Origin of the sequence: Streptococcus sp. 9.1 (genome assembly GCF_016648815.1) — a bacterium.
Classification (GTDB): Bacteria; Bacillota; Bacilli; order Lactobacillales; family Streptococcaceae; genus Streptococcus; species Streptococcus salivarius_E.
This window is the reverse complement of sequence record NZ_JACLQS010000011.1, coordinates 1-26,985: the sequence shown is the minus strand read 5'-3', so window position 1 is coordinate 26,985 and position 26,985 is coordinate 1. Positions and strand designations below refer to the sequence as shown.

General features: G+C 39.8%; 10 protein-coding genes. 6 read left to right on the top strand and 4 right to left on the bottom strand.

The genetic code is table 11. The features are described 5' to 3' along the window. Window positions 1–56 precede the first annotated feature (56 nt). Together H7T93_RS07680 and H7T93_RS07675 are read right to left on the bottom strand one after the other, a co-directional pair. Complete coding sequence (locus H7T93_RS07680) at window positions 57–2,042, bottom strand: KxYKxGKxW signal peptide domain-containing protein (RefSeq protein WP_201041737.1); 1,986 nt, start codon at window positions 2,040–2,042, stop codon at window positions 57–59. Window positions 2,043–2,523: 481 nt separating this feature from the next. After that, complete coding sequence (locus H7T93_RS07675; protein WP_201041736.1) at window positions 2,524–7,221, bottom strand: glycoside hydrolase family 70 protein; 4,698 nt, start codon at window positions 7,219–7,221, stop codon at window positions 2,524–2,526. A gap of 1,012 nt (window positions 7,222–8,233) precedes the next feature. Between H7T93_RS07675 and H7T93_RS07670 the strand changes: the two genes are divergently transcribed. The 4 genes from H7T93_RS07670 to H7T93_RS07655 all read left to right on the top strand — a co-directional run bounded on the left by H7T93_RS07670 (window position 8,234) and on the right by H7T93_RS07655 (window position 18,586). Further along, on the top strand, window positions 8,234–10,099 hold the full coding sequence (locus H7T93_RS07670; protein ID WP_201041735.1) for a KxYKxGKxW signal peptide domain-containing protein: 1,866 nt from the start codon (window positions 8,234–8,236) through the stop codon (window positions 10,097–10,099). 57 nt (window positions 10,100–10,156) lie between these two features. Then, window positions 10,157–13,849, top strand: a complete 3,693-nt coding sequence (locus tag H7T93_RS07665) for a KxYKxGKxW signal peptide domain-containing protein (protein ID WP_201041734.1) — start codon at window positions 10,157–10,159, stop codon at window positions 13,847–13,849. Window positions 13,850–14,573: 724 nt separating this feature from the next. Then, window positions 14,574–17,021, top strand: coding sequence for a glucosyl transferase (locus H7T93_RS07660; protein ID WP_201041733.1), 2,448 nt, complete (start codon window positions 14,574–14,576; stop codon window positions 17,019–17,021). Between the two features lie 365 nt (window positions 17,022–17,386). Next, window positions 17,387–18,586 carry a hypothetical protein gene (locus H7T93_RS07655; RefSeq protein WP_048790901.1) on the top strand — a complete coding sequence of 400 codons (1,200 nt, stop codon included), beginning with the start codon at window positions 17,387–17,389 and terminating at the stop codon, window positions 18,584–18,586. A gap of 165 nt (window positions 18,587–18,751) precedes the next feature. Here H7T93_RS07655 and pdxT read toward each other — a convergent pair whose 3' ends face one another. Further along, window positions 18,752–19,345 carry a pyridoxal 5'-phosphate synthase glutaminase subunit PdxT gene (gene pdxT, locus H7T93_RS07650; RefSeq protein ID WP_201041732.1) on the bottom strand — a complete coding sequence of 198 codons (594 nt, stop codon included), beginning with the start codon at window positions 19,343–19,345 and terminating at the stop codon, window positions 18,752–18,754. After that, on the bottom strand, window positions 19,346–20,218 hold the full coding sequence (gene pdxS / locus H7T93_RS07645) for a pyridoxal 5'-phosphate synthase lyase subunit PdxS (protein ID WP_002883851.1): 873 nt from the start codon (window positions 20,216–20,218) through the stop codon (window positions 19,346–19,348). A 329-nt stretch (window positions 20,219–20,547) separates the two neighbouring features. On the opposite strand from pdxS, the gene H7T93_RS07640 reads away from it, so the two are divergent. Both H7T93_RS07640 and H7T93_RS07635 read left to right on the top strand, forming a co-directional pair. Next, window positions 20,548–23,820 carry a KxYKxGKxW signal peptide domain-containing protein gene (locus H7T93_RS07640; RefSeq protein WP_201041731.1) on the top strand — a complete coding sequence of 1,091 codons (3,273 nt, stop codon included), beginning with the start codon at window positions 20,548–20,550 and terminating at the stop codon, window positions 23,818–23,820. Between the two features lie 258 nt (window positions 23,821–24,078). Then, window positions 24,079–26,886: a KxYKxGKxW signal peptide domain-containing protein gene (locus tag H7T93_RS07635; RefSeq protein WP_048790898.1), complete on the top strand. Its 2,808-nt coding sequence runs from the start codon at window positions 24,079–24,081 to the stop codon at window positions 26,884–26,886. Window positions 26,887–26,985 lie beyond the last annotated feature (99 nt).

Sequence of the window (26,985 nt, the reverse complement as noted above, 5' to 3'; positions counted from 1 at the left end):
AGTAATTTATATAGGAAAAGGAAAAATTCGCTCTAGATTTTTAAAGTACATCTTAATTAGCGACGCTGTCTCAATTCACCAGTTTTAGCATCACAGAAGAGGCGTTTACCACCAACATAGACATAACGTCCCTTAACTTGACGACCTGAACCGTCAAAGTATAGGTGTTTACCATTGATGACCTGTTGTCCAGTCACTGCTTGACCTGCTGCGTTGAAGTAATACCAGCAACCACGTCCAGCTTCGACAAAGCGATTCACCACTTGCTCGCCAGTGTGGGCATCAAAGTAGCATTTCTTACCTTGGACAGTGAGCAATTTCCCTTTGACTTGAGCACCATTGCTACCAAAGTAGTACACTTTATTGTTAATGTTTTGAAGACCTGTTACTTTGTGACCATCTTGGTTAAGGTAAGCCCATTGGTTAGCCGCGATTTGAATGAATTGGTTGATGACTGATTGGCCAGTAACGGCATCATAATAGCGTCCTTCAGCCCAGCCACCTTTTAATTGGCTATGGTCTTTATTGAAGTAATAGAGTTTACCATCAATCACTTTTGCACCTTGAACGAGGCAACCAAAAGCATCCGCATAATACCAGTTGTTGTTTTCAAAGATAAAGCGTGAAACAGCCATTTCACCTGTTTGAGCTGAAATGTAGTATTGCTTGTTGCCTTGTTGCATCATCTGACCTTTGATTTGACGGCCTTCTGAGTCAAAGCAGTATTCTTTACCATTGATGATACGTTTTCCTGTCACAGCGTAACCATGTTCATCTAGGTAGTACCAAGCTTGGTTTTCTTTATTTTGAACAAAAGTATTTACAGCCATGTTACCAGTATCAGGGATGAAGTAACGGATACGGCCATCTGAGAAGCGAATAAACTTGTCTTTAGCTTGGATACCTGTTTGTGTATCAAAGTAGAAGGTTGTGCCACCCATTTCAAGGAGACCAGTAGCCATGTGACCATAACAGTCGAAATAGCGGACATCCTTACGATAACCTGCAAAATCGTAGAAACCGTTGATAGCTTTCACACCATTCTTATCGTAGTAATAAGTGTAGCCATCGCTACCTTTAACAAGTGAGTCACGAGCTTGAAGACCATTTTCAAAGAAGTAATAAGCCTTGCCATCGATAACCTTTTCGCCTTTGACCTTTTGGCCATATTGATCGTAATAATACCATTGATTTTCGCCTACACGTACAAATGATGACTTGGCATTGTTCGAATCAACACTTGGTTTAGTCTCACCTGTGATGATTTGGTAACCTGAGTTATTTTGTTGATTTCCTTGCGAAATGATAGTGACATTAGCATTTGAACCGCTTGATTGACCTACTGTCACATTCGGAAAGAGTTTATTTGAATTCGAAACGATAGTCACATTTGGCGTCGTTCCTGAAGCCGTGATGGTAATTGTCGTGTTTCGACCACCATTCCAATGAATGCCGTTTGAGTCAGACGAACTTGTCGTAATTGTCGCAAAACCGCTAGCTGACGATGATGAAGACCATGAAGATGACGACGAGTAAGAATACCAAGCTGAACTTGATGAGCTTGACGAACTTGACGCACTAGCACTTACTGATGCTGAGCTGCTACTTGATTGGTAAGCAGAACCCGTTTGTGATGAATTAGAGTTTTGTGTTCCTACGACTTGAGAAGATTGTGACGAACTCACTTGACCAGCTCCACCACCTACCACAGTCTGTGATGAGCCTCCTGTTGAGGCAGATGATGAAGACTCGTAGCTTGAGCTTGTTTGGCTGCCATAGCTAGATGACACTGCTGACAAATGGCCAGCATCTTCTGTCAAGGTTGGCGAATAGCTTTCATTAATCAATGAAGCACTTGACTCAATGCCTGCATCTGTTTGTTCAAAACCGTCTCCATTAGGAAGTGACACTTCATCTGCTTGTGCCGATTGATCTGCTAAAAGTGCTCCACCCGCAAGTGCAACCATCGACAGCGTACTAACTCCAATAGTCACCCAGTTTTTCTTGACCTTGTGCAACTTAAATCCAACTTTCTTTTCCATAACATACACCTTTCAATATAACTTTATTTCTCTATACTATGTTAAGGGATTTTGGAAACGAATACAATTACAGATACATAACCCTAATCTCATAAGACTAACCTTCTGCCCATAATCCATTTGAAGAAACAAGCCTAAGATAGATACCAATAGCTTTTATATGTTAGAAAACGTTACCAAAAATATGTTCGGATTTTCTTAAATTCACACAGAAAATCCGATGTTTAGCCATTTTAGCTCCCCCTTCATTAGAGGACTGAGTATAGTTTAAAGCGAAAGTAAGTAGTTTATTTAGGAATCTATTAATCAAACTCATTGTTTGTTTACAATCCACTAGACATTTCGAGGGGAAATGATAAAAGAAAAGTACTTGAAGGAAAATACTTCAAGTACTTAAAAGTTTTGAAATTATGTGGAAAGCTACTGATTTTCAATCTATAAGTTTCTGGGATAGTCCCAAAAATACATTTTTTCTACCTACTTATCGTTTTCTGACCCAAGCTCCAGTATTGGCGTCATAGTAACGGCGTTGGCCTTTAACCCAGACGTAACGGCCTTTGACCTGACGGCCAGAAGCGTCAAAGTAGAGGTGTTGGCCGTTGATGACTTGTTCACCAGTTACGGCTTGGCCTGAGGCGTTAAAGTAATACCAAACACCACGAGAAATTTGGATGAAGCGATTGGTTACAGCTTCACCACTATTGGCATCAAAGTAGTATTTCTTACCTCTGTAAGTCAGAAGTTTCCCTTTAGCTTGGACACCATTGCCTTCAAAGTAGTAAAGTTTACCATTGATATGCTGGAGACCAACTACCTTTTGACCATTTTGGTTGAGGTAAGCCCATTTGTTGGCACCAACTTGGACAAAGCGGTTGGTTACGGCCTGACCCGAGTCACCATCATAGTAACGGCCGTTGGCCCAGGCACCCTTGACTTGGCTATAATCATTGTTGAAATAATAGTGATTACCATTAATGACTTGAGCACCTTTAACCAACTTACCATTGCCATCGACATAGTACCACTTGTTGTTTTCCGTCACAAAGCGTGAACGGGCAATTTCACCACTATCGCCATCAAGGAAGTAACGTTGGTTATTGATAGTGACAAAGTGTCCTTTAACCTGACGGCCTTCATTGTCAAAGTAATACTGCTTACCGTTAATGGTTTGGAGTCCTGTCACGGCATAACCGTTGCTATCGAGGTAATACCAAGCCTTGTTCTCAGGATTTTGCGCAAAACGGTTGACTGCGAGATTTCCTGTATCTGGAATGAAGTAACGTGTGTGACCGTCCGCAAAGCGGATGAACTTGTCTTTGGCTTGAATACCTGTCTTTTCATCGAAATAGAAGGTTGTGCCATACATGTCGTGGAGGCCACGATACATTTGACCGTTGCCATCAAAATAGCGAACATCTTGGCGAGGACCCGCAAAGTCGTAGAATCCATTGAAGGCCTGAACTCCTTTAGGATCGTAGTAATAGACGTGACCATCACTGCCTTGGCGAAGGACATGACGTAGCTGGAGACCATTGTCTAGGAAGAAGTATTTCTTACCATCAATGACCTGTTCACCTGTGACCATGTTACCGTTCTTATCAAAGTAATACCACTGGTTGGCACCGATTTGAATGAAGGTATTCTTAGCAAGGTAGCCACTCGTTGAGAGGTATTGGACCTTATCTCCAACCCTACGGAAACCAGTTGCTGTGATTTCAGTCATTTGTTTCGGAAGGAAGGTTTGACCTGCTTTCAGGTTGAAGTATTGGTTTGTTGCGTTGTCTTGCAAGACATAGCGAGCCCCTGTACCTTGGATATTGCTTCCATTGAAATACTTGGCTGACCATTGCGTGATTTTCTCATTGGTTGTCAATTTACGGCCGTTTGAAATCTGCACGCGCTCAAAGATAGCTGGGTATTTTGCCTTCAATTCATCAAGGAAGGCACCACCGTACTTGCCTTGGAAGTCATTTCCAAAGGTACGTGTTTTAGCTGCATAGAGACTATTGTAGATTTCGGCATTTGGACGTGGTGTGCCGTAGCTGTTGGTACGTGAAGCTGTTACCACTTCTTTTCCAGGAAGGTTGTAAATTTGATCTGGAACCCAGTCAGCAATGGCTGAGATACCTTCTGCGTGAAGGGCACGAAGGGCATCCATGAGGTCTTTGAGTGAACCGTATTTGTTGTTCTTACTCATGGCAATATCGTAACGGTCCTCGAAGGCGTAGCCGTTTTCAATGATAGAATCCAAGAAAGTGCCGTCTTGGCTAGACACGTACTGTGGCGCAAATTCAAAGGAAGTGATTCCCCACTCTTTGAAGCGTTTGGCATTTTGAGCAATGACACGGTTGGTGTACTGACTTGGTGTCTTAACGAAATCTTGGAAGTTTGAGAAGCCTTCGTAAATGACTTGTGAATCAAGAGCTGCTGATGATTCAAAGACCTGCTCACCCTTCTTAGTTGTCGAAGCCTTGGTGCGGGCATCTTGGTTTTCAGAAGCACCTACTGGCACCCAAACTGCCAAATAACCTGAAACTTCAACGGTTGAATGACCAGCAATATCGTCTGCTGTGAAAGTCAAGTTCCCTTGATTGTCCGTATAGCGAACCAATCCAGCTGGCACATCAGAATCCTTGAGGTAGGTCGCAAGACCTGTCGATTTGCTGAGAAGTAATGGACGGTAAGCCTGATTTTTGTGGGCAGCTCCCATATTGACCACCAAATGATCATTTGCTCCCAACTTCATATCTGGACGGTTGGCTGTAAGGACGAGCATTCCTTGGTTGCGTGTTTCGGCAGTACCAAGCTGGTTGGCTTCTTCTGCTCCTTTACCATAACGCACAGATGACATGATTTCATAGCCATTAAGCTTAGTAACCTTCATGTCTTGACCACCTGCTACATATTTGATGCGAGCACGGAGCAGGGCATCGATGGCATTATAGTATGGTGATTTTTCAGCCATGTATTGGCCATCGTCGGTAAAGAGATCACCGTAGTAAACACGAGTGATACTATCCTTGTTGGTCAACATTGTGGCATAGGCAGCTGGGATATTGTACTGGGTGTACTTTTTATCAGCCTTGCGCATGTCCGCATTGTAGATTTCAAAAGCCTGTTTGAGCTCATCCATAGTGAAGGTGAAACCATCTGTTTTTGGATTAATCTGCTTGCTGATGATATTAGCCAAAACAGCTTGCACTTCACTATCATGGGCTCGCACGAAAATATAATTGGCATCACGTGGCGTGTGTTTCTGCTCACTTGAACGATTGTTAAGAGAGTTAGTAATCACGCGCTCCAAGCTGCCACGGTAATTTCTCTTACGCAAGAAAGTCGTCAAAAGCGTTTCACGTAGTGGATTGTCGATAGACAACTGAGCACCCTTGGTATCCTTGTTGTATTGATGATCGTTGTAAGACCAAGCTTCAAGGATTGACAAGTGGGCAATAGCGTTGGCTTCATTGTCTGCGACACGGTATTTTTCCTTGAAGTAGTCAGAAGCAATCTGCAAGAGGTCCGCATCCACATTGTCCACCGCATCGATACGAACACCGTCAAAGTTGGCACTTGGATCATTGCCAAGGATAGAACCAATGTTCATGATGTAGTGGAGCCAGTTTAGTTGCTCTGCCTGAACAGCTGGGTTAGAGTTGTCGATATCGTTAGCCAAGAGCAACTCGTAACCACCATTTGAACGGTCAATATGATATTTGCGTGTCCCCGTTTGGTTAGTCGGTGTGCGGTTCATGAGACGGAAGTCTGAGTTGGCATGACTCGTCGTACTATTATTGAGGAAGGTCAGAGCGCCTCCTTGCAAGTGGTCTTTACCAACTAAGAGATTGTCTTCACTCTCTGAGTTCCAGCCAGGCTGTGTTTTGATGAAGTCTGACATCAACTGGCGAAGCCATGTGATATTGCCCTCACGACCAATACGTTCCTCGATTCCTCGTTGAACCGTTTCGGCAGCAGCTGCCAAGTCATAGCTCATCATATCTGTCGTATAGGTCTTATTACCAAACCCTTGTTGGCTCATATAGTTGAGGTAGTTGACCTGTGTCACCTTGTCTGGCCACCAAGTCATCAAAAGGGGACGATAATCTTTCTCAGTTGAAGCTGTCCAATATTTCCCATCCTTCAAAATCTGTTTTGGACGGTACCAGCTATCAGCCGTCAAGAAATTGTCCAAGTGTTCAAAACTCTTGCTTGACGTGTCGTAGGCCTGGTTATAAACCGCATAGATAGAGTTATTTGGAATGGCATCGGCACGATACAAAGGTTTACTTTGATCTACCATCGCTCCAGTTTCATCGAAATAATAAAGACGACCATCAAGTTCAATCGCTGTGTTCTTTTTCACAACGCCATTTTCAACATAGTACTGCTTGCCATCGATAGTCTTCAAGTTAGAGGCTACTGGTTTATAGTCAAGACTTGGCGGATTTGGTTGGACCGGCTTGTTAGGTTGAGACGGTTGACTTGGTTGAACAGGTTTGTTGGGTTGATTTGGCTGCGTTACAATGGTCACATTTGGTCTTGTGCCATTTGGACTTGTCACCGTCACGTTTGGTTTAGGCGTGTTTGGCCCTGTGATAATGGTTACATTTGGTGTCGTACCGCTGGCCGTAATTGTGATGTTCGTATTGCGGTTGGCATTGATACGAATAGTGCTATCAGCAGCTCGTGTGGCGATTGATGGCGCTGCATTGGTCAATACTCTAGGAGTGGACTGAGTTCTTTCTTGAACAGTTGCCTGACCTTGTGAGGCCTGTCCAGCGGTCTGTGTTTCTTGGGTGCTAACTTGAGTTTGTGAAGAAACTGCCACTTCCTGACTGGCAACTTGACTGTTTTGTGCTTGAGCAGTTGCCTCTTGACTAACCGCACTTGTCACCACCTGAGAGCTTGTTTCGTGACTTACGCTGGCTGTTGCTACTGCTGACACACTTGCTTGGGCACTCGCTTGCTCAGTAACAGTTGTGGTCGTCACTAGACTGGCAGTGCCATCCTCACTCAGTTGCTGCAGACCATCACCATTTGGCGTACTTGTCTCATCGGCCTCTACTTTTCCTTGAGCTAGCAGACTTCCACCTGCCAAGGCAACCATTGAGAGGGTCGTCACCCCGATAGTCACCCAGCTTTTCTTAACCTTGTGTAGTTTAAAACGTACCTTATTTTCCATCTATATCAATCATCCTTTTTCTGTTGTTGTCTCTACTCTATGATATATTCAGATAAATTACAAAAAGGAAAAAGTCATCTTTTCTTCATAAATCTCTGCCACGCGCTCAGTTTTATTAACTTTGATTACTGAAAATGAGACCTTACACCGCATGTGAGGTCCTAAATAGAAAGTTTTCGATTTTCAAACACCTTCAAATGCTTATCCTTAAAGGCTTTTGAACATTAAAGTAAGCTTCAATTAACCTTAAGAGATAGCAAAACTATGAGAGAAGTAACCCTTAAAAAGATAATTCTGAAAAGAAATTTTTAGATAGAAAGACTACTTTTTTTCATCTGACTAAGACCATGATCTATCTATGAGGAGCAAAAATTAAAAATATAAATGATTTACACAGGTGAATTCTTATTTGACTAACGAAACTAAATATAGAATCTTTTATGTCACTTCTTTAACATTTTTGATAATTCTATTAGTTTCTATTGTTTATTCTTAAAAAAGGATTATAATGAAACTAGGTGGACGTGTAAGCGTTTTAATTTTGCTTCAAAGGACACTTGGGGATTATCTAAAAGATTGGCATTAGTTGCCTAGTGCCTAAATAAGAATCATAGTAGGATGACCATTCCTGAGTCACTTTGAACCATCAAACTAGGGCTCATTTCTAAAAAATACAGCATTATTTCAAACTAGAGCTCTAGAAGGACGCCTCATACTAGTAAGCTCTAGTTTTTTGTGTCTTAGAAACCCAAAATAAACGAGATTTTCCATGCTTAGAAAGGAGGAAAATTTCGAACGGCTCTCGTTTTTCTAGAATCATTTCATCAGGACTCATGTTTGCCTTGAACAGCCTCACAATACAAAAAATGAGGAGACTTGGAAAAATAAGGATTGTCATTAAAAAATTGCCCCACAACTTTAGGGACTCTACCCAATGCTCACTTTTCATAAACTCTTATGACAGCCCTTATTTTTTGATATGTAAAAAGTTTAAAATGAAAGGAGAATTATCATGGAAAAGAAAGTACATTTTAAACTTCACAAAGTTAAAAAACATTGGGTAACTATTGCAGTGACAGGACTCACTTTAGGATTGAGTTTTGCAGGCCTTAACTACGCTTCAGCTGAAGAACACCCTACCCCTGTTAATGAAGCGACTGTTGAAGCCATCATCAAAGAAGGCGCCATTGACGTCGAGGCTCCAGCAACTAATGAAGCCACAGCTAAACCTACAGAAAACACACCTGCTACCGCTTCAAACGAGGCTGCCACAGTATCAGAAGCACCAGTAGCTGCCTCAGAAGTTGCTTCAACAGAAACAGTCTCTGAAAAACTAAGCTCTGAAGTGACAAGCACAGCTAGTTCGGAAGCAGCTAGTTCTGAAACTGCACATTCTGAGGTGAGTGCTAGCCCTGAAGTAGTCGAAAAAACAGTAGTTACAGGCGGTCAATACACTAGCGATGACCAAGGTAACTGGTACTATGTTAAGGATGGCAAGGCGCTTACTGGTCTACAAACTATTGACTATGTAGACGTTTACTTTGATGCTGATGGTAAACAAGTCAAAGACGATACCCGTCAGATTGATGGTAGTACCTATCATTTTGCTAAGGATAGTGGTCAAATCACGCGCAATGCCTTTGCCTCTGACAAAATGGGTAATTGGTACTACTTTGGTCAAGATGGTAAAGCACTTACTGGTAAACAAATTGTTGACAACTTCACACTCTACTTCTACCCTAATGGGGTTCAAGCCAAGGATGCCTTTGTCATTCTTGATGGCAATACCTATTATTTCCAAAAAGACAGTGGTCAACTGGTTAGCAATCGTTATTGGTCTGATGACGAAGGCAACTGGTACTACAGCGATAAAGATGGTCGCCTCTTAATCGGTGCTCAAACTGTTGATTTTGTAAATGTCTACTTCTATGATGATGGTGTCCAAGTTAAAGGTGACTTTGCGCCAAACGGCCATTATTATGATAAAGACACTGGTGCCCTCGTTACCAACCGTTATGTCGAAAAAGATGGCAAGTGGTACTATGTCAATGATAAGGGCGATAAATTAATTGGTGCTCAAACTATAGATGGTGTAGAGGTCTATTTTGATAAAGACGGTGTCCAAGCCAAAGGTATTTTTGCTAATGCTGATCATTTTTATGACAAAGACACTGGTGCTGCTGTCCGTGATCAAATCGTCGAAGTCGATGGCAAACGCTATTATGTTGGTCCAGATGGTAGAAAAGTTTACTCAGGAACACATATTGTTCATGGTGAAGAAGTGAATCTTATCGTTGGAGATGGTCATCAGGCCTTCGGAGAATTCACAGGCCACGGAGATAGTGGAGACTATATCGGATTTGATGGTAAAAAGGTCACAAAAGCTGGTTTCGTCAAAACCAAAGATAATCACTGGTACTATCTAGACGGTAAGGGAGGTAAATTAGTCTCAGTTCAAGTTATCGATGGCGAACTCTACTATTTTGGACTCCCTACTCGTAAATACTACTACGGAATGCAAAGTAGAGGTGAGCTCATCTATGCGCATTACAGTGATATTACCCCTTACAGGACCCACATTTACTATCTAAACGAATCAACCGGCGCTGCTCTTAAAAATCAGTACCATGAATGGGAAGGTAGTTGGTATTACTTTGGTCCAAACTGGTACGCCTTGACCGGTGAACAAACTATTGACAATGTCCCAGTCTACTTCCATAGTAACGGTAAACAAGCCAAGGGAGAGCTAGTCACCGTCGATGGTAAAATTCACTACTACGATGCCAACTCAGGTGCCCGTTTGTCAAATATTGACATTACTATAAAAGGGGAAACCTATCATTTTGATGCGGACGGAAACGGAACACTCATTAGTTAATGAAGTTATAAATACTCCTTCTTAAAATGACAGATTTAAAATGAAAGGAGAATTATCATGGAAAAGAAAGTACATTTTAAACTTCACAAAGTTAAAAAACATTGGGTAACTATTGCAGTGACTGGACTTGCTTTGGGATTGAGTTTTGCTGGCCTTAACTATGCCTCAGCTGAGGAACAACCTACCCCTGTTAATGAAGCAACTGTTGAAGCTATCATCAAAGAAGGTGCTATTGACGTCGATGCTCCAGCGACTAGTGAAGCCACAGTCGAACCTACAGAAAACACACCTGCTACCGCTTCGAGTGAGGCTGCCACAGTATCAGAAGCACCAGTGGCCAGCTCTGAAGCGGCTTCAACAGAAACAGTCTCTGAAAAACCAAGCTCTGAAGTCACAAGCACATTTGTTTCAGCCTCTGAAACACATAATTCAGAATCTAAATCATCTGTCGCAACAAGTGTGACAGAAAAAACTTCGGACACTGAATCCCATGAAGACCGTACTATAGATGTTACCGACAGAGGTATTTACCCACCTCCACCATGGTCTTCTCGAGTGGAAAATGTTACAGGTGGTGAGTATTACACTGACGATGATGGTTTTTGGCATTATAGAAATGAAAATGGCGATGACTACATTGGTGGTCATACTATCGATGGTGTTAAGGTTTATTTTGATTATAAAGGTAGACAAGTAAAAGGAAGATTTGGCTTAGATCAACACTTTTACGATAAAGATTCTGGTGCTCTAGTTACGTCCAGTTATGTCAATGATGGCTATAACACCTACTATGTAAACAAAGAAGGGTATAGGCTTATCGGTCATCAAAAAATTAATGGAGAGTGGACTTACTTTAACGATTCTGGCGCCCAGTTAAAAGAGTCATTCGACCCTGAAGGTCGTTATTATGACGAAAATGGTCGACGGACTGACCTCGGTACTAATCACTATTTTCAATTACATAATAAGTGGTACTACATCGGAAATGATGGCAAGATTTTAAAAGGTGCTCAAACTATCGACGGTGTTAAAGTCTATTTTGGTAATTATGATGGTATCCAAGTAAAGGGTGACTTTGCTAGTGATGAGCATTATTATGACAAGGATTCTGGTGCCTTGGTGACTAATCGCTTTGTTCATTCAATATACGACTTCTATGTAGATGAAAATGGTAATAGAGTTACAGGTCAAAAAAACATTGGAGGTGCTTGGTATTACTTTTCACCTGCACAAATCAAAGACGCATTTGGTCCTGATGGCTATTATTATGATAAAGAAGGCAAACGAACTGATTTAGGTACCAATCGCTATTACCAACTTCACACACACTGGTATTACATTGGTAAAGATGGCAAGATTTTAAAAGGACCTCAAACCATTGATGGCGTGAATGTATATTTTGACACTGATGGCAAACAAGTTAAAGGGCACTTTGCAGCTGATAACCGTTTTTACGACAAAAATAATGGTTGGCTCGTCACCAATCATGTTGTGAATATGTATGGTGATAAAACCTATTACATTGATGAAAACGGCTATAAGTTTACTGGTGTCAAAGAAATCAATGGTGCATTGTATTATTTTGAACCTGAACAAGTTTTTAATAAATTTGCCGAAAATGGTCGTTATTATGATGATAAAGGTAAACAAGTTGATTTCGGAACAAACCGCTTCTTCCACTTAAATGGATATTGTTACTATGCTGGAGATGACGGCACAATTTTAACAGGCAGACAAACGATTAATGGTATGGATGTTTACTTCGAGAACACTGGTGTCCAAGTCAAAGGCAGATTCATATCTGATTATTCAGGTAAGAATTTCCGCTATTATGATAAGGATTCCGGTGCCTTAGTCAAAAATCAATACGTTATTGCCTATAATGGTACTACTGGTCAAAACGAGAGATATTATCTGGATAATCAAGGACAACCATTAACCGGACCTCAAACCATTGATGGAAAGCAAGTGTACTTCCACGAATTAGGAAATTACTCTAACAATTACGGTGGTTGGCAAATATTCGATAATTTTGCTGAAGGACGGTACTATGATCAAGATGGTAATCTCGTTGACCTTGGTAAAAACCGTTACGTCCAAATCAAAGAAAATTGGTACTATGTTGGTAATGACGGAAAAATCTTAACAGGATACCATACAATTGATGGTGTTGATGTCTATTTTGATAACAATGGTGTACAAGCAAAAGGAACATTTGACTCTAATGGCAGGTTCCACGATAAAGATACTGGAGGATTAATTTATAATCAATTCATTACAGTCAAAGATAAAACGTACTATATCGACGATGAGGGTAGGCCCGTTAAAGGGTTAGCCGTTATCAAAAATACCGAGTACTTCTTTGACAAACAAAAGGGAGCTCAGATAAAAGGTGACTTCGCTGTGAATGGCAAATACTATGATGGTATCACTGGAGCTCTTGTAACCAATAGCTATGTACGAGTCGGATCAGATTGGTACTATGTAAATAGTAAAGGTAAACGCCTCAAAGGAGCTCAAATCATTAATAATGTAGCCGTTTACTTCAACCCTCAAAATGGTAAACAACTTAAAGGTGGATTTGACGAAGACGGTTACTTCTACGACAAAGACTCCGGTGCCAAGACTGATTTAGGAAAGAATCACTATGTGCAAATCAACGATGCTTGGTATTATATTGGTTCTGAAGGTAAAATCCTAAAAGGAGAGCAAACTATTGATGGTGTACAAGTCCATTTCGACACTATTACTGGTGTTCAAGTTAAAGGTAACTTCATTACTAAAGATGGACGATTAATTACTGAAAAGGATCATGCTAGCTATACTCCGGCTGAAAAATTCTTCGATAAAGATTCTGGCGCCCTAGTCAAAGGTCGTTACTTTACCCATAAAGGCAAGTGGTATTATGCTAATGATCAGGGAATCTTACTAAAAGGGTCTCAGACCATCGATGGTGTAAATGTCTATTTCCACCCTTACTACTTCGGTGGTCAAGCTAAGGACCTTGTTTTGGACGGCTATTACTATGATAAAGACACTGGTGCTCGGCAAGAAATCCCTAAAAATACATTTTTCAAGGCCGGAAACAAATTATACTACTTTGATAGTAATGGGGATTTCGGTAGAATGACAATAGATGGAAAAGACTATTGTGTTTATTCTTGGGGTGAAGTTATTCGAGGTGGATTAGGACCCTACAACACTCTTCCATATTATGATGAAGAAACAGGTGCTGCTATCCACAAAACCGGTCTCATAAAATCAGGCAATAATTGGTTTTACCTTGATGAAAACGGTCGAAAAGTCAAAGGGCTACGAGAGATTAATGGTAAGATCTATTATTTCTCTGATGGACCAGAATCAAGATATGGGCATTATTATGATCAAGTCCGTGGCTTATTAGTTAACCCTTATAATGAAAATTACTATAATAGCACTTCAAAAGCTGCACCTACATACTTCTTTGATGCTGAGACAGGTGCTGCTTTAACTAACCAATTCTTTAACTGGGGGGGAGATTGGTACTACTTTGGTCCTGACGGAAAAGCGCTTATTTTCGATCAGGTTATAAACGGACAACATCTCTACTTCAGAAATAATGGTAAACAAGTCAAAGGACAATTTATCTCAGATTATAAAGGAACTCGCTATTATGATGAAAATTCTGGCGAGCTAGTTACTAATCAGACACGTACCATTAACGGCGTAACCTATCACTTTGATGAAAACGGACGTCCTACTCAATTGTGAGATTTATCTTATTATAGTAAGTATGTTTGTCTAAATGTTTTTTAAAAAAATACAAAAGGAAGTCGACCAACTGTCAACTTCCTTTTTTATATCATCAATAACTGTCTTACAAATAGAATCCAAATATGAACTATTCTTAAACAATTACGATTATCTTGTAAAAAAACTTGTTTGTCATAAAAAAAGTATTATAATAAAGATAGGTGAGCATGTAAGCGTTTTACTAAAAACGTTGAAAGTGTACTACAGGGGATTAGGATTAGGAACTTGGCTTTAGACTTCTAACGTCAAAATAATTTTTTATGCATGAAAACTGGTCCTTAGGCACTTTGGCATGATAATCTAAGGCTCTTTTCATACACACATCTGTCTATAATACAAAACTAGAGCTCTAGAGAGAATGCTTCAATCTAAAAGCTCTAGTTTTTTACATATGCCATAGGTTGGATTCAATAATTAAACGAAAGGAGAGAAATAAAAGTATTAGGATAAATAAGTAAAATCACTTATTTCTAGATATAAATTACACAGCATAAGCATATTCTCCTTGCCACACATTTGACGTGCTCGCCTATAAAATCGTCTTATGGCCATACCCTGAGAGATTTAGATATGGGGCTCAGTCGTTTTAATGGATTTGCTCACTTTTAACATTCTTCTGACGGCCTAGCTCCTTTATGTTACACACCTAAACATCGGTGTTCATTTTTGAAGGGAGTCTATTATGAATACTGAAATGAATTATCATTGGCAAATGTCCAAGAAACACGTCGTAGCACTTTCCTGCGCAACTGCTCTAGCTACTTTTACTTTAGTCGCACGCCCTACATTTGCGGATGAAGTAAAAATACCTGAAGCTACAGGTCAACCAACTGAGATTCTTGCACCTGCACAAGAGACTGTAGTAACTAATGTAGAGGTCAAAGCACCTACTACAAATCCTATCTCAACTAATACTGAGCTACCTACTAGTACAAGTACGGTTCTTAGTGAAGCTCCTAGCAGTGAAGCCGCATCATCTGAATTAGCAAGCGAATCACCAGTAGAAATCACTTCTGAACAAGGTAATAGCAATCAAGATAATGAGGCCAATAAAGCTATACCTATTAAAACGGCAACTTCAGAAGCCTCTACTACAAAAACTTCGGTAGAAAAAGTCAATGAACCTATTACTGTTGAAGAAACAAAAACACCTACAAAAAACAGTGAACAACCTGCCCCAATCGATGAAAATGAAAAGCCAGTCACACCTTCTGTAACACTTGAAAATGCACCTCATATTTCTGGTGGACATTATTATAGTGATGATAATGGTAACTGGTATTACAAGGATGCAAATGGCAAAAATCTTGTCGGGCTGAACTATGTGGATAATGTTCCTGTTTATTTTAGTCAAGACGGTATTCAAATCAAAGGTGGTTTTGCAGAGGATGGCCGATACTATGACAAAGATTCTGGGGCTCTCGTAACCAAGGCATTTAAAGAACTCTTAACTTATATTGGTCGTGATGATATCAACAATCAAAATATCTATACTACTGATTGGTACTACCTCGATGCCGATGGAAGACCTCTTAAAGGTCCTCAAAATCTTGGTGGAACAAACATGTACTTCTTCCCTAATGGGGCACAAGTTAAGGGACGTTTCGCACCTGACGGACATTACTATGATAAGGACTCTGGTGCGCTTGTAACTAACAGCTTTGTCCATGTCTACAACTGGAATTATCAAAATCAAGACGGAAATCGTGTGAATCACTTTGTCATCACCATTCCTAATAATTCAGTCGTTGGACCTAACGGTGAAAACCAATTTTTGGATATGAGTCATTACCCACTTTCTAGCAATGATTTGAATCGCGAAGATTTCTACTATTACGTAGATGACAAGGGGGATAAACTGACAGGACCTCAAACCCTAAACGGCATCCATGTCTATTTCGACCAAAATGGTAGACAACTTAGAGGTGAGTTTGAATTTGACGAAGATGGTACTGTTCATTACTACGATGCGAAAAACGGTGCACGCGCTGAAAATACCATTGTTAGAACAAATACTGGTGCCTTCAAATTCGATGCAAATGGTAATGGACATTTGATGAAACCTGGTGAAGAAATAGATACCCCCGTCACTCCTACACCTACCGTCTCCCTAGACAAGGCACCACGAGTTTTTGGTGGTTACTATTATAGTGATAACCAGGGCAACTGGTACTACAAGGATGCAAACGGTAAAAACCTCATCGGTCTCAACTTCGTTGACAACATTCCAGTCTACTTTGACAAGGATGGCAAACAAGTCAAAGGACGTTTTGCAGAGGATGGTCGCTATTACGATAAAAACTCTGGTGCACTTGTAACAAAACGCTATCTTGAAACTGAAGATGGCAACTGGGTTTACGTCAATGATAAAGGTGATAAACTCAAGGGAGAACAAACTATCGATGGTGTTAAAGTCTACTTTGATGATTTCACTGGTACACAAGTCAAGGGACATTTTGCACCAAATGGTAAATACTATGACAAAGATTCTGGTGCTCTCGTAACAAATGCTTTTAAAGAAATCTTGACTTATATTGGTCGTGATGATATCAACAATCAAAATGTCTATACTACTGCTTGGTACTATCTCGATGCTGATGGTAAGCCATTAACAGGACCTCAAACCTTTGGAAATAGTCGCTTTTACTTCCTTCCTAATGGGGCACAAGTCAAGGGACGCTTCGCCCCTGATGGACACTATTATGATAAAGACTCTGGTGCTCTCGTCACTAATAGCTTTGTCCACGTCTACAATTGGAATTACCGAAATCTCGATGGTGACCGCATCTTCCACTTCACTATTACCATTCCTGGAAATGATATCGTAGGTCAGGATGGACAGTACCCAAGAGAAAGTAAAGATTTAGATCGTGAAGATTTCTACTACTATGTTGATGCTAAAGGGGATAAACTGACAGGACCTCAAACCTTAAACGGCATCCATGTTTACTTCGACCAAAATGGTAGACAACTTAGAGGTGAATTCAAATTTGACGATGACGGAACTGTCCACTATTACGATGCTAAGAATGGGGCACGCGCTGAAAATACCATTGTTAGAACAAACACTGGTGCCTTCAAATTCGATGCTGACGGTAATGGACATTTGATGGGACCTGGTGAAGTTTAGGAATATAATTCAAATAACAACTATTGATATCGCATGATTACTCTCATTTAGGAATCACTAAAAAGGAAGTCGACCAACTGTCAACTTCCTTTTTTATATCACAAGTAAACTTTTTCTTCCCCTTTAAGAAAACTTTAGGATTTGCTTTATATACTATAACCATCCTAAAACTTTTCTTTTTCATAATCTCCTAAATCCAGGGCCTAGGTCCTGGATTTTTTTGTGTTTAACTTAAAAAGTACTAACTCGGAAAGCAAAAAAAGGTTCCTATTATACTAAAATTCAAGTATAATAAATCGTATAGTATTTAGAATAATTAAAAAATTGTTTTTTTATTTATAAAACATATATTTGGAGGTAATTAATTGAAAAATAAACTCAAGAAAAATGCTCTCTGGGGACTTATTCCAATTCTCTGTCTTATTGCTGCTTATTATTTTCTAGCCTTTGCTCCCCATCAAAAGGCAGTCGACTCCTTCAATAATATTGCTCAAAAGGTAAAAAATAAGAATAATCTCTTAGAAGATAAAATAAAGACAGCAAATCAACTCCTAAGTAATAAAGACAAACCTTTAGATGAAAATCTTTCCTCTGAATTAAAAAATGAAATCACTTCTGCTGAGAAAGCAAAACGAAAAATTCCTAAGATCAAAAAGTCAACAAGTGACATTAACAAACAGGTAGAAGTACTTAAAAAACCGTTAGATTATACAACTGAAATAAAGAAACTCGATGAGCTAAATCAAAAGTATTCAACAAGTGTTAAACAACTAAAACAAATAACCAACCCTTCTAGTAGCTTTATCGAAAGTAGACTTAAAGAAATTGATACCATTACAGGAGTTCAGTCAGCAACCGAAGATAATGATCCAAATAAGGGATTGAATAAACAAGGTAGTTACACAGCATCCGTGTATTTTACTGATAGTTTAGTTACTGACACTATTGAAGGAAAGGATATTGTAACTAAAGGAACTGATGCTGGTGGCAATATCGAAGTCTACAAAACAGTTGAAGATGCACAAAAACGAAATGAGTATTTGAGTGCTTTCGACGGACTCCCAGCTATGTTAAATCCTGGATCTCATTATGTTTATGGTACGATTATCATCCGAACTTCTGGAAGATTGACTGCTACACAACAAAATGACCTAACTCAAAAGATTTATCAAAAGTTGATTGAGATTAAAGATGGAGATACAAGCGAAACTAGTCAAAAAACTGAAACCAATAATAGCTCTGAAACTAGTACTCAAACTAACGTAACAACACAATCTACTCAAAAGAATTCAGGTACTGTCTCTAGTTCTACCACCGAAAATACTACAAATACTGCTTCTAGCGAAAAACAATCTGAATACCTCAGTAATATTGATGCAAATGGCTATAACAAGCTTACTGGAGAAAATATCTTTGAGAAAAAATCCGGAAATCCTGAAGATGGTCCTGAGTACCACAGTTTCTTTGATAGAAATGGCTATAACAGTCAAACAGGTATGAATCTTAATGATTACGTTGTACCCAATGATAGTTCCACTGGCATAGGATGGTCAGACGGTCAATAGTTAATTCTTAAAAATACTCACCTACTACTTTAAGAAAACTTTAGGCTTTGCTTTATATACTATAACCATCCTAAAACTTTTCTTTTTCATAATCTCCTAAATCCAGGGCTCGGGTCCTGGATTTTTTTGTGCGGTCAAGAAATAAACGATGTCATAGGTTTTGAGCTATTGCTTTTCTTCTTTTGCCTGATGGATCATATCTAGGAAATAAGCATGTACCCTTTCGTCACCCGTTAATTCTGGATGAAAAGATGTCACTATCATCTGCTTTTCTCTAGCTGCCACGATAGCCCCATTGACTTGTGCTAGAATCTCCACTTCTGGTCCAACAGCTTCAATAATTGGCCCACGAATAAAGACCATTGGAATCTCGCCTATTCCTTTAAATTCAGCATCTGTGACAAAACTGCCCAATTGGCGACCATAGGCATTTCTGGCTACAGTGATGTCCATACTTGCCAAATGTTTTGTTTGGTCTCCCACTATGGTTTTGGCCAACAAAATCAGACCTGCACAGGTTCCAAATACAGGTAACCCCGTATCAATTTTCGTCTTAATCGGCTCAAACAAGTCTAAATCATGCAAGAGTTTCCCCATGACTGTCGACTCTCCCCCTGGTAGAATGAGCCCGTCCAAATCAGCGTGAGCTTCCCAATCCTGTCGATTTCTGATTTGAACCGTTTCAACCCCAAGTGCTTTCAAGACCTGCTCATGTTCTGCAAAAGCACCTTGCAAAGCCAGTATTCCAATTTTTGTCATCTATTTTCCTCGCTCTGCCATTAAGATGTCAATTTCATCCTTGTTGATACCAACCATGGCTTCACCCAAATCTTCTGACACTTGCGCCAAAATATCGGGACGATTATAGTTAGTCACTGCCTTGACGATGGCTTCCGCACGTTTTTTCGGATCTCCTGACTTGAAAATCCCTGAACCAACAAAGACACCTTCAGCCCCCAACTGCATCATTAGGGCAGCATCCGCTGGTGTCGCTACACCACCTGCCGCAAAATTGACAACAGGCAACTTGCCATGTTCATGGACATAACGAACCAAATCAATTGGCACCTGCAAGTCTTTAGCAGTAATATAGAGTTCATCTTCTCTAAGATTTTGAATACGGCGAATTTCTTGATTCATGAGTCGCAAGTGGTGAACAGCCTGAACAATATCACCAGTACCAGGTTCACCCTTGGTACGAATCATTGATGCCCCTTCAGAGATACGACGAAGAGCCTCACCAAGATCCTTGGCCCCACAGACGAAAGGCACATCAAATTTGGTTTTGTCCACATGAATAAGATCATCAGCCGGTGTCAAAACCTCACTCTCGTCGATATAATCAATCTCAATCGCCTGCAAAATCTGTGCTTCAACGAAATGACCAATACGCACCTTAGCCATCACCGGAATACTAACGGCGTCCTGAATTTCCTTAATCATCTTAGGATCACTCATACGTGACACACCACCTACTGCACGGATATCAGCCGGAATGCGTTCCAAGGCCATGACCGCAGCTGCTCCCGCCGCTTCAGCAATACGTGCCTGCTCAGGATTTTGAACGTCCATGATGACGCCCCCCTTAAGCATCTGTGCCAAATTTTTATTTAAGTCGTAACGATTTGTCATTGCAATCACCTCTCATGTTTTTATGCCCTTTATTTTACACAGGATGATTTTTGAAAAAAAGACTCTATTTCCCAAACTGTATGGGGACAATTACCATTTCAAGCATATCTATAGACGAAAAAATAAATAAATTAGGAAAACTCTTTTATAGGCTATAACTATCACGAATATAAGAATCTTTTTATAAAATCATGGCGTTTTTGTATCCGTTTTCTATTGAGTTTATTAGAAAATAAGATTAAAATATAACTGTAAATTAATTTTGGTTTTCATGTTGTTTTAAATGTCACAACATGAATTTACCAAGTCACCATATAAGGGGGAAAATTATGGAAAACAAAGTTCGTTTCAAACTTCATAAAGTTAAGAAACATTGGATCACAATCGCTGCCTCAAGTTTGGCTATTGGGGCTTCACTAATTGGACTAGGACAGGTCGGAGCTGATGAAGTCAAGCCTGAAACAACTGCCGTTAACAGTCCTGAAAATGTCGTCTCTGACAGCAATCTTGAGACAAGTGCTAGCCTCATTACAAGAACCGAAGTGGCTCCAACGAGTACTGTTGTCGGGAATACTTCTAGTGAAGCAGTCTCTACTGACACTACATCTACTAATGTGGCTAGTCAGCCTGCAGAAGCAACTGCTACACAGCCTGCTAACGAGACTGATAAAAAGGTTGAAACCGCTCAATCTAGTGAAACAACTATTGCTGATAGGAGCGCGGAACCTGTCACCGACAAGCAAAATACAAATGAAAATAAGTCAGAGATTACTGAGGTTAGTGAGCATCCATTATCAGGACAAGAAATCTCTATCACTCAAGGAAAATTCACATCCGACGATCAAGGCAATTGGTACTACACCAAGGACGGAAAAAAACTCACTGGATGGAATAATGTAGAAGATCGCGAATACTATTTCCAAGAAGATGGAAAACAGGTCAAAGGCCAATTTGTTGAGGTAAATGGAAAGAACTATTATTTAGATGACCATACTGGTATGCTCTTAGTCAATTGCTACCTCGATAAAGATGGAAAACATTATCAAATAGATGAGAATGGGGTTGTGACAGAGAGAACTAAACTGCCTACAAACATTACTGGTGGACATTTTGAAGCCAATGATAAGGGGGAATGGTCTTATATCACTTCACAAGGTGAAAAATTGACTGGTTTCCAATATGTGGACGGTGTTGAACTCTATTTTGACAATGATGGGAAACAACTCAAAGGTCAAGAAATCACAGTTGATGGTAAAACATATTACTTAGATCAAAACACCGGTGCCCTTCTCAAAAATTCTTACCGTAATTGGTCTGAAAAACAGATTATCTCACGGTATAAAACAAACTACATTTACCATACTAGTTACTTCAACCGAGATGGCATACGTGCCACAGGTCTCGTTAAAACAGCAGCTGGTTTCATTCACTATTTTGATGAAAATGGCGAACTGCTTAAGAATGTAGCGGTTAATGTAGGAGACACAACCTATGTCTTTGGTGAGAGAGGACGACTAGCTCGAAACTCCTTTATTTGGGATAAAGTAGATCTCATCTTCCCTGAAAGGGTTAATTTTTATTATGGTGATGAAAAGGGCCACGCTGTTAAAGGACTTCAAACCATTGATGGTTACCAACTTTACTTCGATAAAAACGGTCGTCAAGCAAAAGATGAAATTGTTCAGATTGATGGTAAAACCTATTACTTTGATAAAACCAACGGACGTATGGTTAAAAATCAATGGGCCTCAGTCAATGTTGGTGGAATTAGTCCTGCATCAAAGGACTACCGTTCATACTATCTCGGAAATGATGGCGCTGCTGTGACTGGATGGCAAGATATTGATGGAAAACACTTGTACTTCACTGAGACCGGTCTCTATGCACATAATGGTATCTATTCAATCAATGGTAAGAATTATCTATTTGATCCTAAGGGACAATTAGTCAAGGATGCTTATGGCGATGTTGTTAAGCCAGGGTCTAAAGTGAGGTTTAAATATACCTACCGAACTAATGCAGATGGCGAAGTCCTAACTGGTAAACAAATTATCGATGGAACAGAGTATGTCTTTGCTTCAGATGGTCATGTTGTCGATGGTGTCATAGGTTATAACGGCAAACTTTATCTAGTCAAAGATAGTAAAATAGAAAAAAACTATTTTGGAGCCTTCTTTTCTAAAAACGAAATTTTGGGTGGAATTAATTTCACTGGAATCTATGGAACTGATGAAAACGGTGTCCTCCTAGAGGGTGTCCAACGAGGCTTAGATGGTCAACTGCACTACTTCCAACCTGAGGTAAAAAGTGTTAATAAACCTACATGGAAAGAAATCGATGGTAAGCGCTATCGTCTAACAAAATGGTATCTTCCTGAACACCATGCTGGTATGTACACCACTATTATCCTCACTAATGATACTTTGAAAGTCGATGACAAGACCTACACAATTGATAATGAGGGAGTTGCAACTGAGTTTACGACCAAAAACCAATTTGTTCGTGATGACAATTGGAACTGGTACTATTACGATGCTGATGGCAAGCTCCTAACTGGTCGTCAAATCATTGATGGTGTTCAACTTTACTTTGATGCTAACGGTAAACAAGCTAAAGGTACTTTGATTGACATTGATGGTGACACTTACTACTTTGACAAGGATAGTGGGGCTATGTGGACCAATCGTAGTCTAACTCTCAATGGAATGACCTACGAAATTGATGATCAAGGACGTGTGACATCGTCACTTCGAAATACCTTTGTTCAAGATAAGGATGGTGACTGGACCTACCTCAAGGATAAAGGGCAAGTAGCTACTGGATGGCAGACTATTGACGGTGTCCAACTCTACTTTGATGGCACTGGAAAACAAATCAAAGGTGAACGTATCCTTATAGATGGAAAATACTACTATTTCGATAAGAACAGTGGCGAACTTCTCCGTAATGCATTCCATTCCTTTAATTCATATATTCACTACTTTGGCAATGATGGAGCACAAGTTTTTGGCTGGTACACAATAAACGATTACCGTGTTTACTTTAAGGAAGACGGTCTACAAGCTAAAGATAATGTCCTTTTAATTGACGGAAATTATTATTATTTCAATCAAGATGGCCAACTTCTTGTTAATGGTTCCGCTAAATCATATAATAGTTTATATCTTGCAGATTCAGAAGGAAAATTATTAACCGGTTGGAGAGAGATTGACGGTAAGACCTATTACCTAAATCCAAGCAAACAATATCGCTACTCTAACACAACAGAAACCATAGACGGAAAGACTTATCTTTTCGGTTCTTACGGAGAATTGTTACGAAATGACACTAACTACGGACACGCTTCGGATGAAAATGGAATCGTTCGAACAGGATTCTACCGTACTGATAAAGGCTACCTCTGCTATCTTGAGCCAAGAGTAATCTCTTACTACCAACCAACTTGGAAGGAAATTGACGGTAAGCTCTATCACTTCGAAAAATCAACTTCATTAGGTAAAGACCTTAACGGTTCTCCAATCACAACCAATGCAACCCTTGAAAAAGATGGCAAAACTTATGTCATTGATGAAAATGGTGTGGCAACTGAGAAAGTGAATTAAAGGGTAAAAGCCTAAAACTTTTCTTTTTCATAATCTCCTAAATCCAGGGCTCAGGTCCTGGATTTTTTTGTGTAAACATCTACTTCTCTCAAACGTCTCTATTGCACTATTTATTGAAACTATAATTATGTATGCGTTTTCTATTGAGTTTGTTAGAAAATAAGGGTAAGATATAATCATAAATTAATCTTTGGTATTAATCTCGTTGATTCTTTCACGATGTGAGTATGCCAAGTCACCATAATAAGGGGGAAATTTATGGAAAACAAAGTTCGTTTCAAGCTTCATAAAGTTAAGAAACATTGGATTACAATCGCTGCTTCAAGTTTGGCTATCGGAGCTTCACTAATTGGACTAGGACAGGTCGGAGCTGATGAAGTCAAACCAGAAACGACTGCTGTTAACAGTCCTGAAAATGTCGTCTCTGACATCAATCTTGAGACAAGTGCTAGCCTTATAACAAGAACCGAAGTAGCTCCAACAAGCACTACTGTTGAGAAAGCTTCTAGTGAAGCAGTATCTTCTGACACTACATCTACGAATGTCGCTACTCAGCCAACAGAAACAACTGCTACACAGCCTGCTGACGAGACTGATAAAAAGCTTAAACCCGCTCAATCTGGTGAGACAGCTACAACCGATAGAAGTGTTGAAACCACATCTGAAAAAAGCGATAACGTAACTCCTTCACAAGAAACACCTTCCCAAGGTGGCAAGTTCACTTCTGATGACCAAGGCAACTGGTATTACCTAGACAGCGAAGGCCACAAACTAACAGGCCCACAAACCATCGACAGCTTTAACCTCTACTTCCATGACAATGGCATCCAGGCAAAAGGTGAAAAGGTGACCATTGATGGCAAAGACTACTACTACGACAAAGATAATGGGCGTAAAGTAACTGATACAAGCATTGAGGTAGACGGTAAAACCTATTTAGCAGATGCTGATGGCATCCTTACCGAAAAAACGCAACTACCAACCCAGGTTGTAACTGGTGGTCATTTCCAATCTGATAACCAACAAGACTGGTATTACTACACTGCCAATGGTGAAAAATTGACGGGTTGGCAAAATGTTGATGGTGTCATCCTTTATTTTGATAAAGATGGTAAACAAGTCAAAGGACAAAAACAAGAAATCGACGGCAAGCACTACTATTTTGCCTATCATAATGGTGCCTTAATGACTAATCAATGGTATGAACATATCATCTTTAATGGTTATAGGACCAATCCAATGTATACGCACCTCTTTGAATATCTAGGAGAGGACGGTGCTCCCGTTACAGGTTGGCATACAATCGATAACAAACGCTACTACTTCCAATCAGACGGCCTGAGAGCTCAAAACGATGTCGTAACCATTGATGGGAAGAAATATTTGTTTGATTATGACGGTCAATTGGTTAAGAACACGTATGGCATCGTTGAAAGACCTTCTATGTTTTTCTCTAGTAAAACAACTTACCACACTGATGCTGACGGCGTCATTCAAACCGGTAGACATATAATTGATGGTAAGGAATACATTTTTTCTGAAAATGGAGTTGTCCTAAACGGTATTATCACTTTTGAAAATAAAGATTATTTTGTCATTAATAGTGTAGTCCAAAAAAATAGCCTTAAAGCCTACTTTGCACCTGTTGTCTATAACAATGAAGGTATTTTTAATGGAATCTATGGCACTGATGAAAACGGAATTGTCTTAAAAGGATTCCAACGAGGTATTGATGGTCAACTCCACTACTTTCAACCAGAAGTAAAAAGTGTCACTAAGCCTTCATGGGAGGAAATCAATGGGCAACGTTACCGATTGACAGATGGAGATTACGTCGAACCTACTGCTGGTATGCGTCCTACAATTATTGTCTCTAATACAACTTTGAAAGTTGATGACAAAGTCTATTCCTTTGATGACAAGGGAATCTCAACTGAAGTTACACCTAAAAATCAGTTTATTCGCGACGACTTTTGGAACTGGTACTACTACGACAAAGATGGGAAACTCCTAACAGGTCGTCAAACCATTGATGGTGTCCAACTCTACTTTGATAAAGATGGCAAGCAAGCCAAAGGAACTTTGGTTGACATCGATGGGGATACCTACTACTTCGATAAAGATAGCGGAGCTTTATGGACTAACCGTACCATTGAGCTTGGTGGTGTTACCTATAACATTGATGAAGAAGGACATGTCACATCATCTCTACGCAACACCTTTGTTCAGGACAAGGATGGCGATTGGACTTATCTCAAAGATAAGGGCCAATTAGCTACTGGCTGGCAAACCATTAACGGTGTCCAACTCTACTTTGATGGCAGTGGTAAGCAAATAAAAGGTAAGCGTATCCTTATAGATGGGAAGTACTACTATTTCGCTGAAAACAATGGTGAACTCCTCCGTAATGCATTCTATCCGTACAATTACTATTCTAAGCTCTACTTTGGCAATGATGGAGCTCAAGTTTTTGGCTGGTATACACTAGATAATCACCGTGTTTACTTTAAGGAAAATGGTCTTCAAGCTAAAGAAGAGTTGCTTCTAATCGACGGAAATTATTATTACTTCACTCGAGATGGGCAACTCCTAGTTGATGGTTCAGCTAAATTATTTGGTGAAATATATCTTGCCGATTCAGAAGGAAAACTATTAACCGGGTGGAGAGAAATTGACGGTAAGACTTATTACCTAGATCCAAGCAACCAATATCGCTATATCAATAAAACAGAAACCATAGATGGAAAGACCTATCTTTTCGGTTCTTACGCAGAATTATTACGTAATGAAACTAAATCCGGTTACATTTCAGACGAAAATGGAATCGTTCGAACAGGATTCTACCGCACTGATAAAGGCTATCTCTGCTATCTTGAGCCTCAGATAATATCTTCCTACCAACCAACTTGGAAGGAAATTGACGGTAAGCTCTATCACTTTGAAAAATCAACCTCATTAGGGAAAGATTTGTACGGTTCTCCAATCACAACCAAAGCAACACTAGAAAAAGATGGCAAAACTTATGTCATTGATGAAAATGGTGTAGCGACTGAGAAAATGAATTAAAGTGAAGAACAAGATATTTCTTCTACTTTAAGAAAACTTTAGGCTTTGCTTTATATACTATAACCATCCTAAAACTTTTCTTTTTCATAATCTCCTAAA

Bases quoted from the DNA above. Each gene is read 5' to 3' on its own strand.
- H7T93_RS07680 (WP_201041737.1), bottom strand. From the start codon at position 2,042: ATGGAAAAGAAAGTTGGATTTAAGTTGCACAAGGTCAAGAAAAACTGG.
- H7T93_RS07675 (WP_201041736.1), bottom strand. From the start codon at position 7,221: ATGGAAAATAAGGTACGTTTTAAACTACACAAGGTTAAGAAAAGCTGG.
- H7T93_RS07670 (WP_201041735.1), top strand. From the start codon at position 8,234: ATGGAAAAGAAAGTACATTTTAAACTTCACAAAGTTAAAAAACATTGG.
- H7T93_RS07665 (WP_201041734.1), top strand. From the start codon at position 10,157: ATGGAAAAGAAAGTACATTTTAAACTTCACAAAGTTAAAAAACATTGG.
- H7T93_RS07660 (WP_201041733.1), top strand. From the start codon at position 14,574: ATGAATACTGAAATGAATTATCATTGGCAAATGTCCAAGAAACACGTC.
- pdxT (WP_201041732.1), bottom strand. From the start codon at position 19,345: ATGACAAAAATTGGAATACTGGCTTTGCAAGGTGCTTTTGCAGAACAT.
- pdxS (WP_002883851.1), bottom strand. From the start codon at position 20,218: ATGACAAATCGTTACGACTTAAATAAAAATTTGGCACAGATGCTTAAG.
- H7T93_RS07640 (WP_201041731.1), top strand. From the start codon at position 20,548: ATGGAAAACAAAGTTCGTTTCAAACTTCATAAAGTTAAGAAACATTGG.
- H7T93_RS07635 (WP_048790898.1), top strand. From the start codon at position 24,079: ATGGAAAACAAAGTTCGTTTCAAGCTTCATAAAGTTAAGAAACATTGG.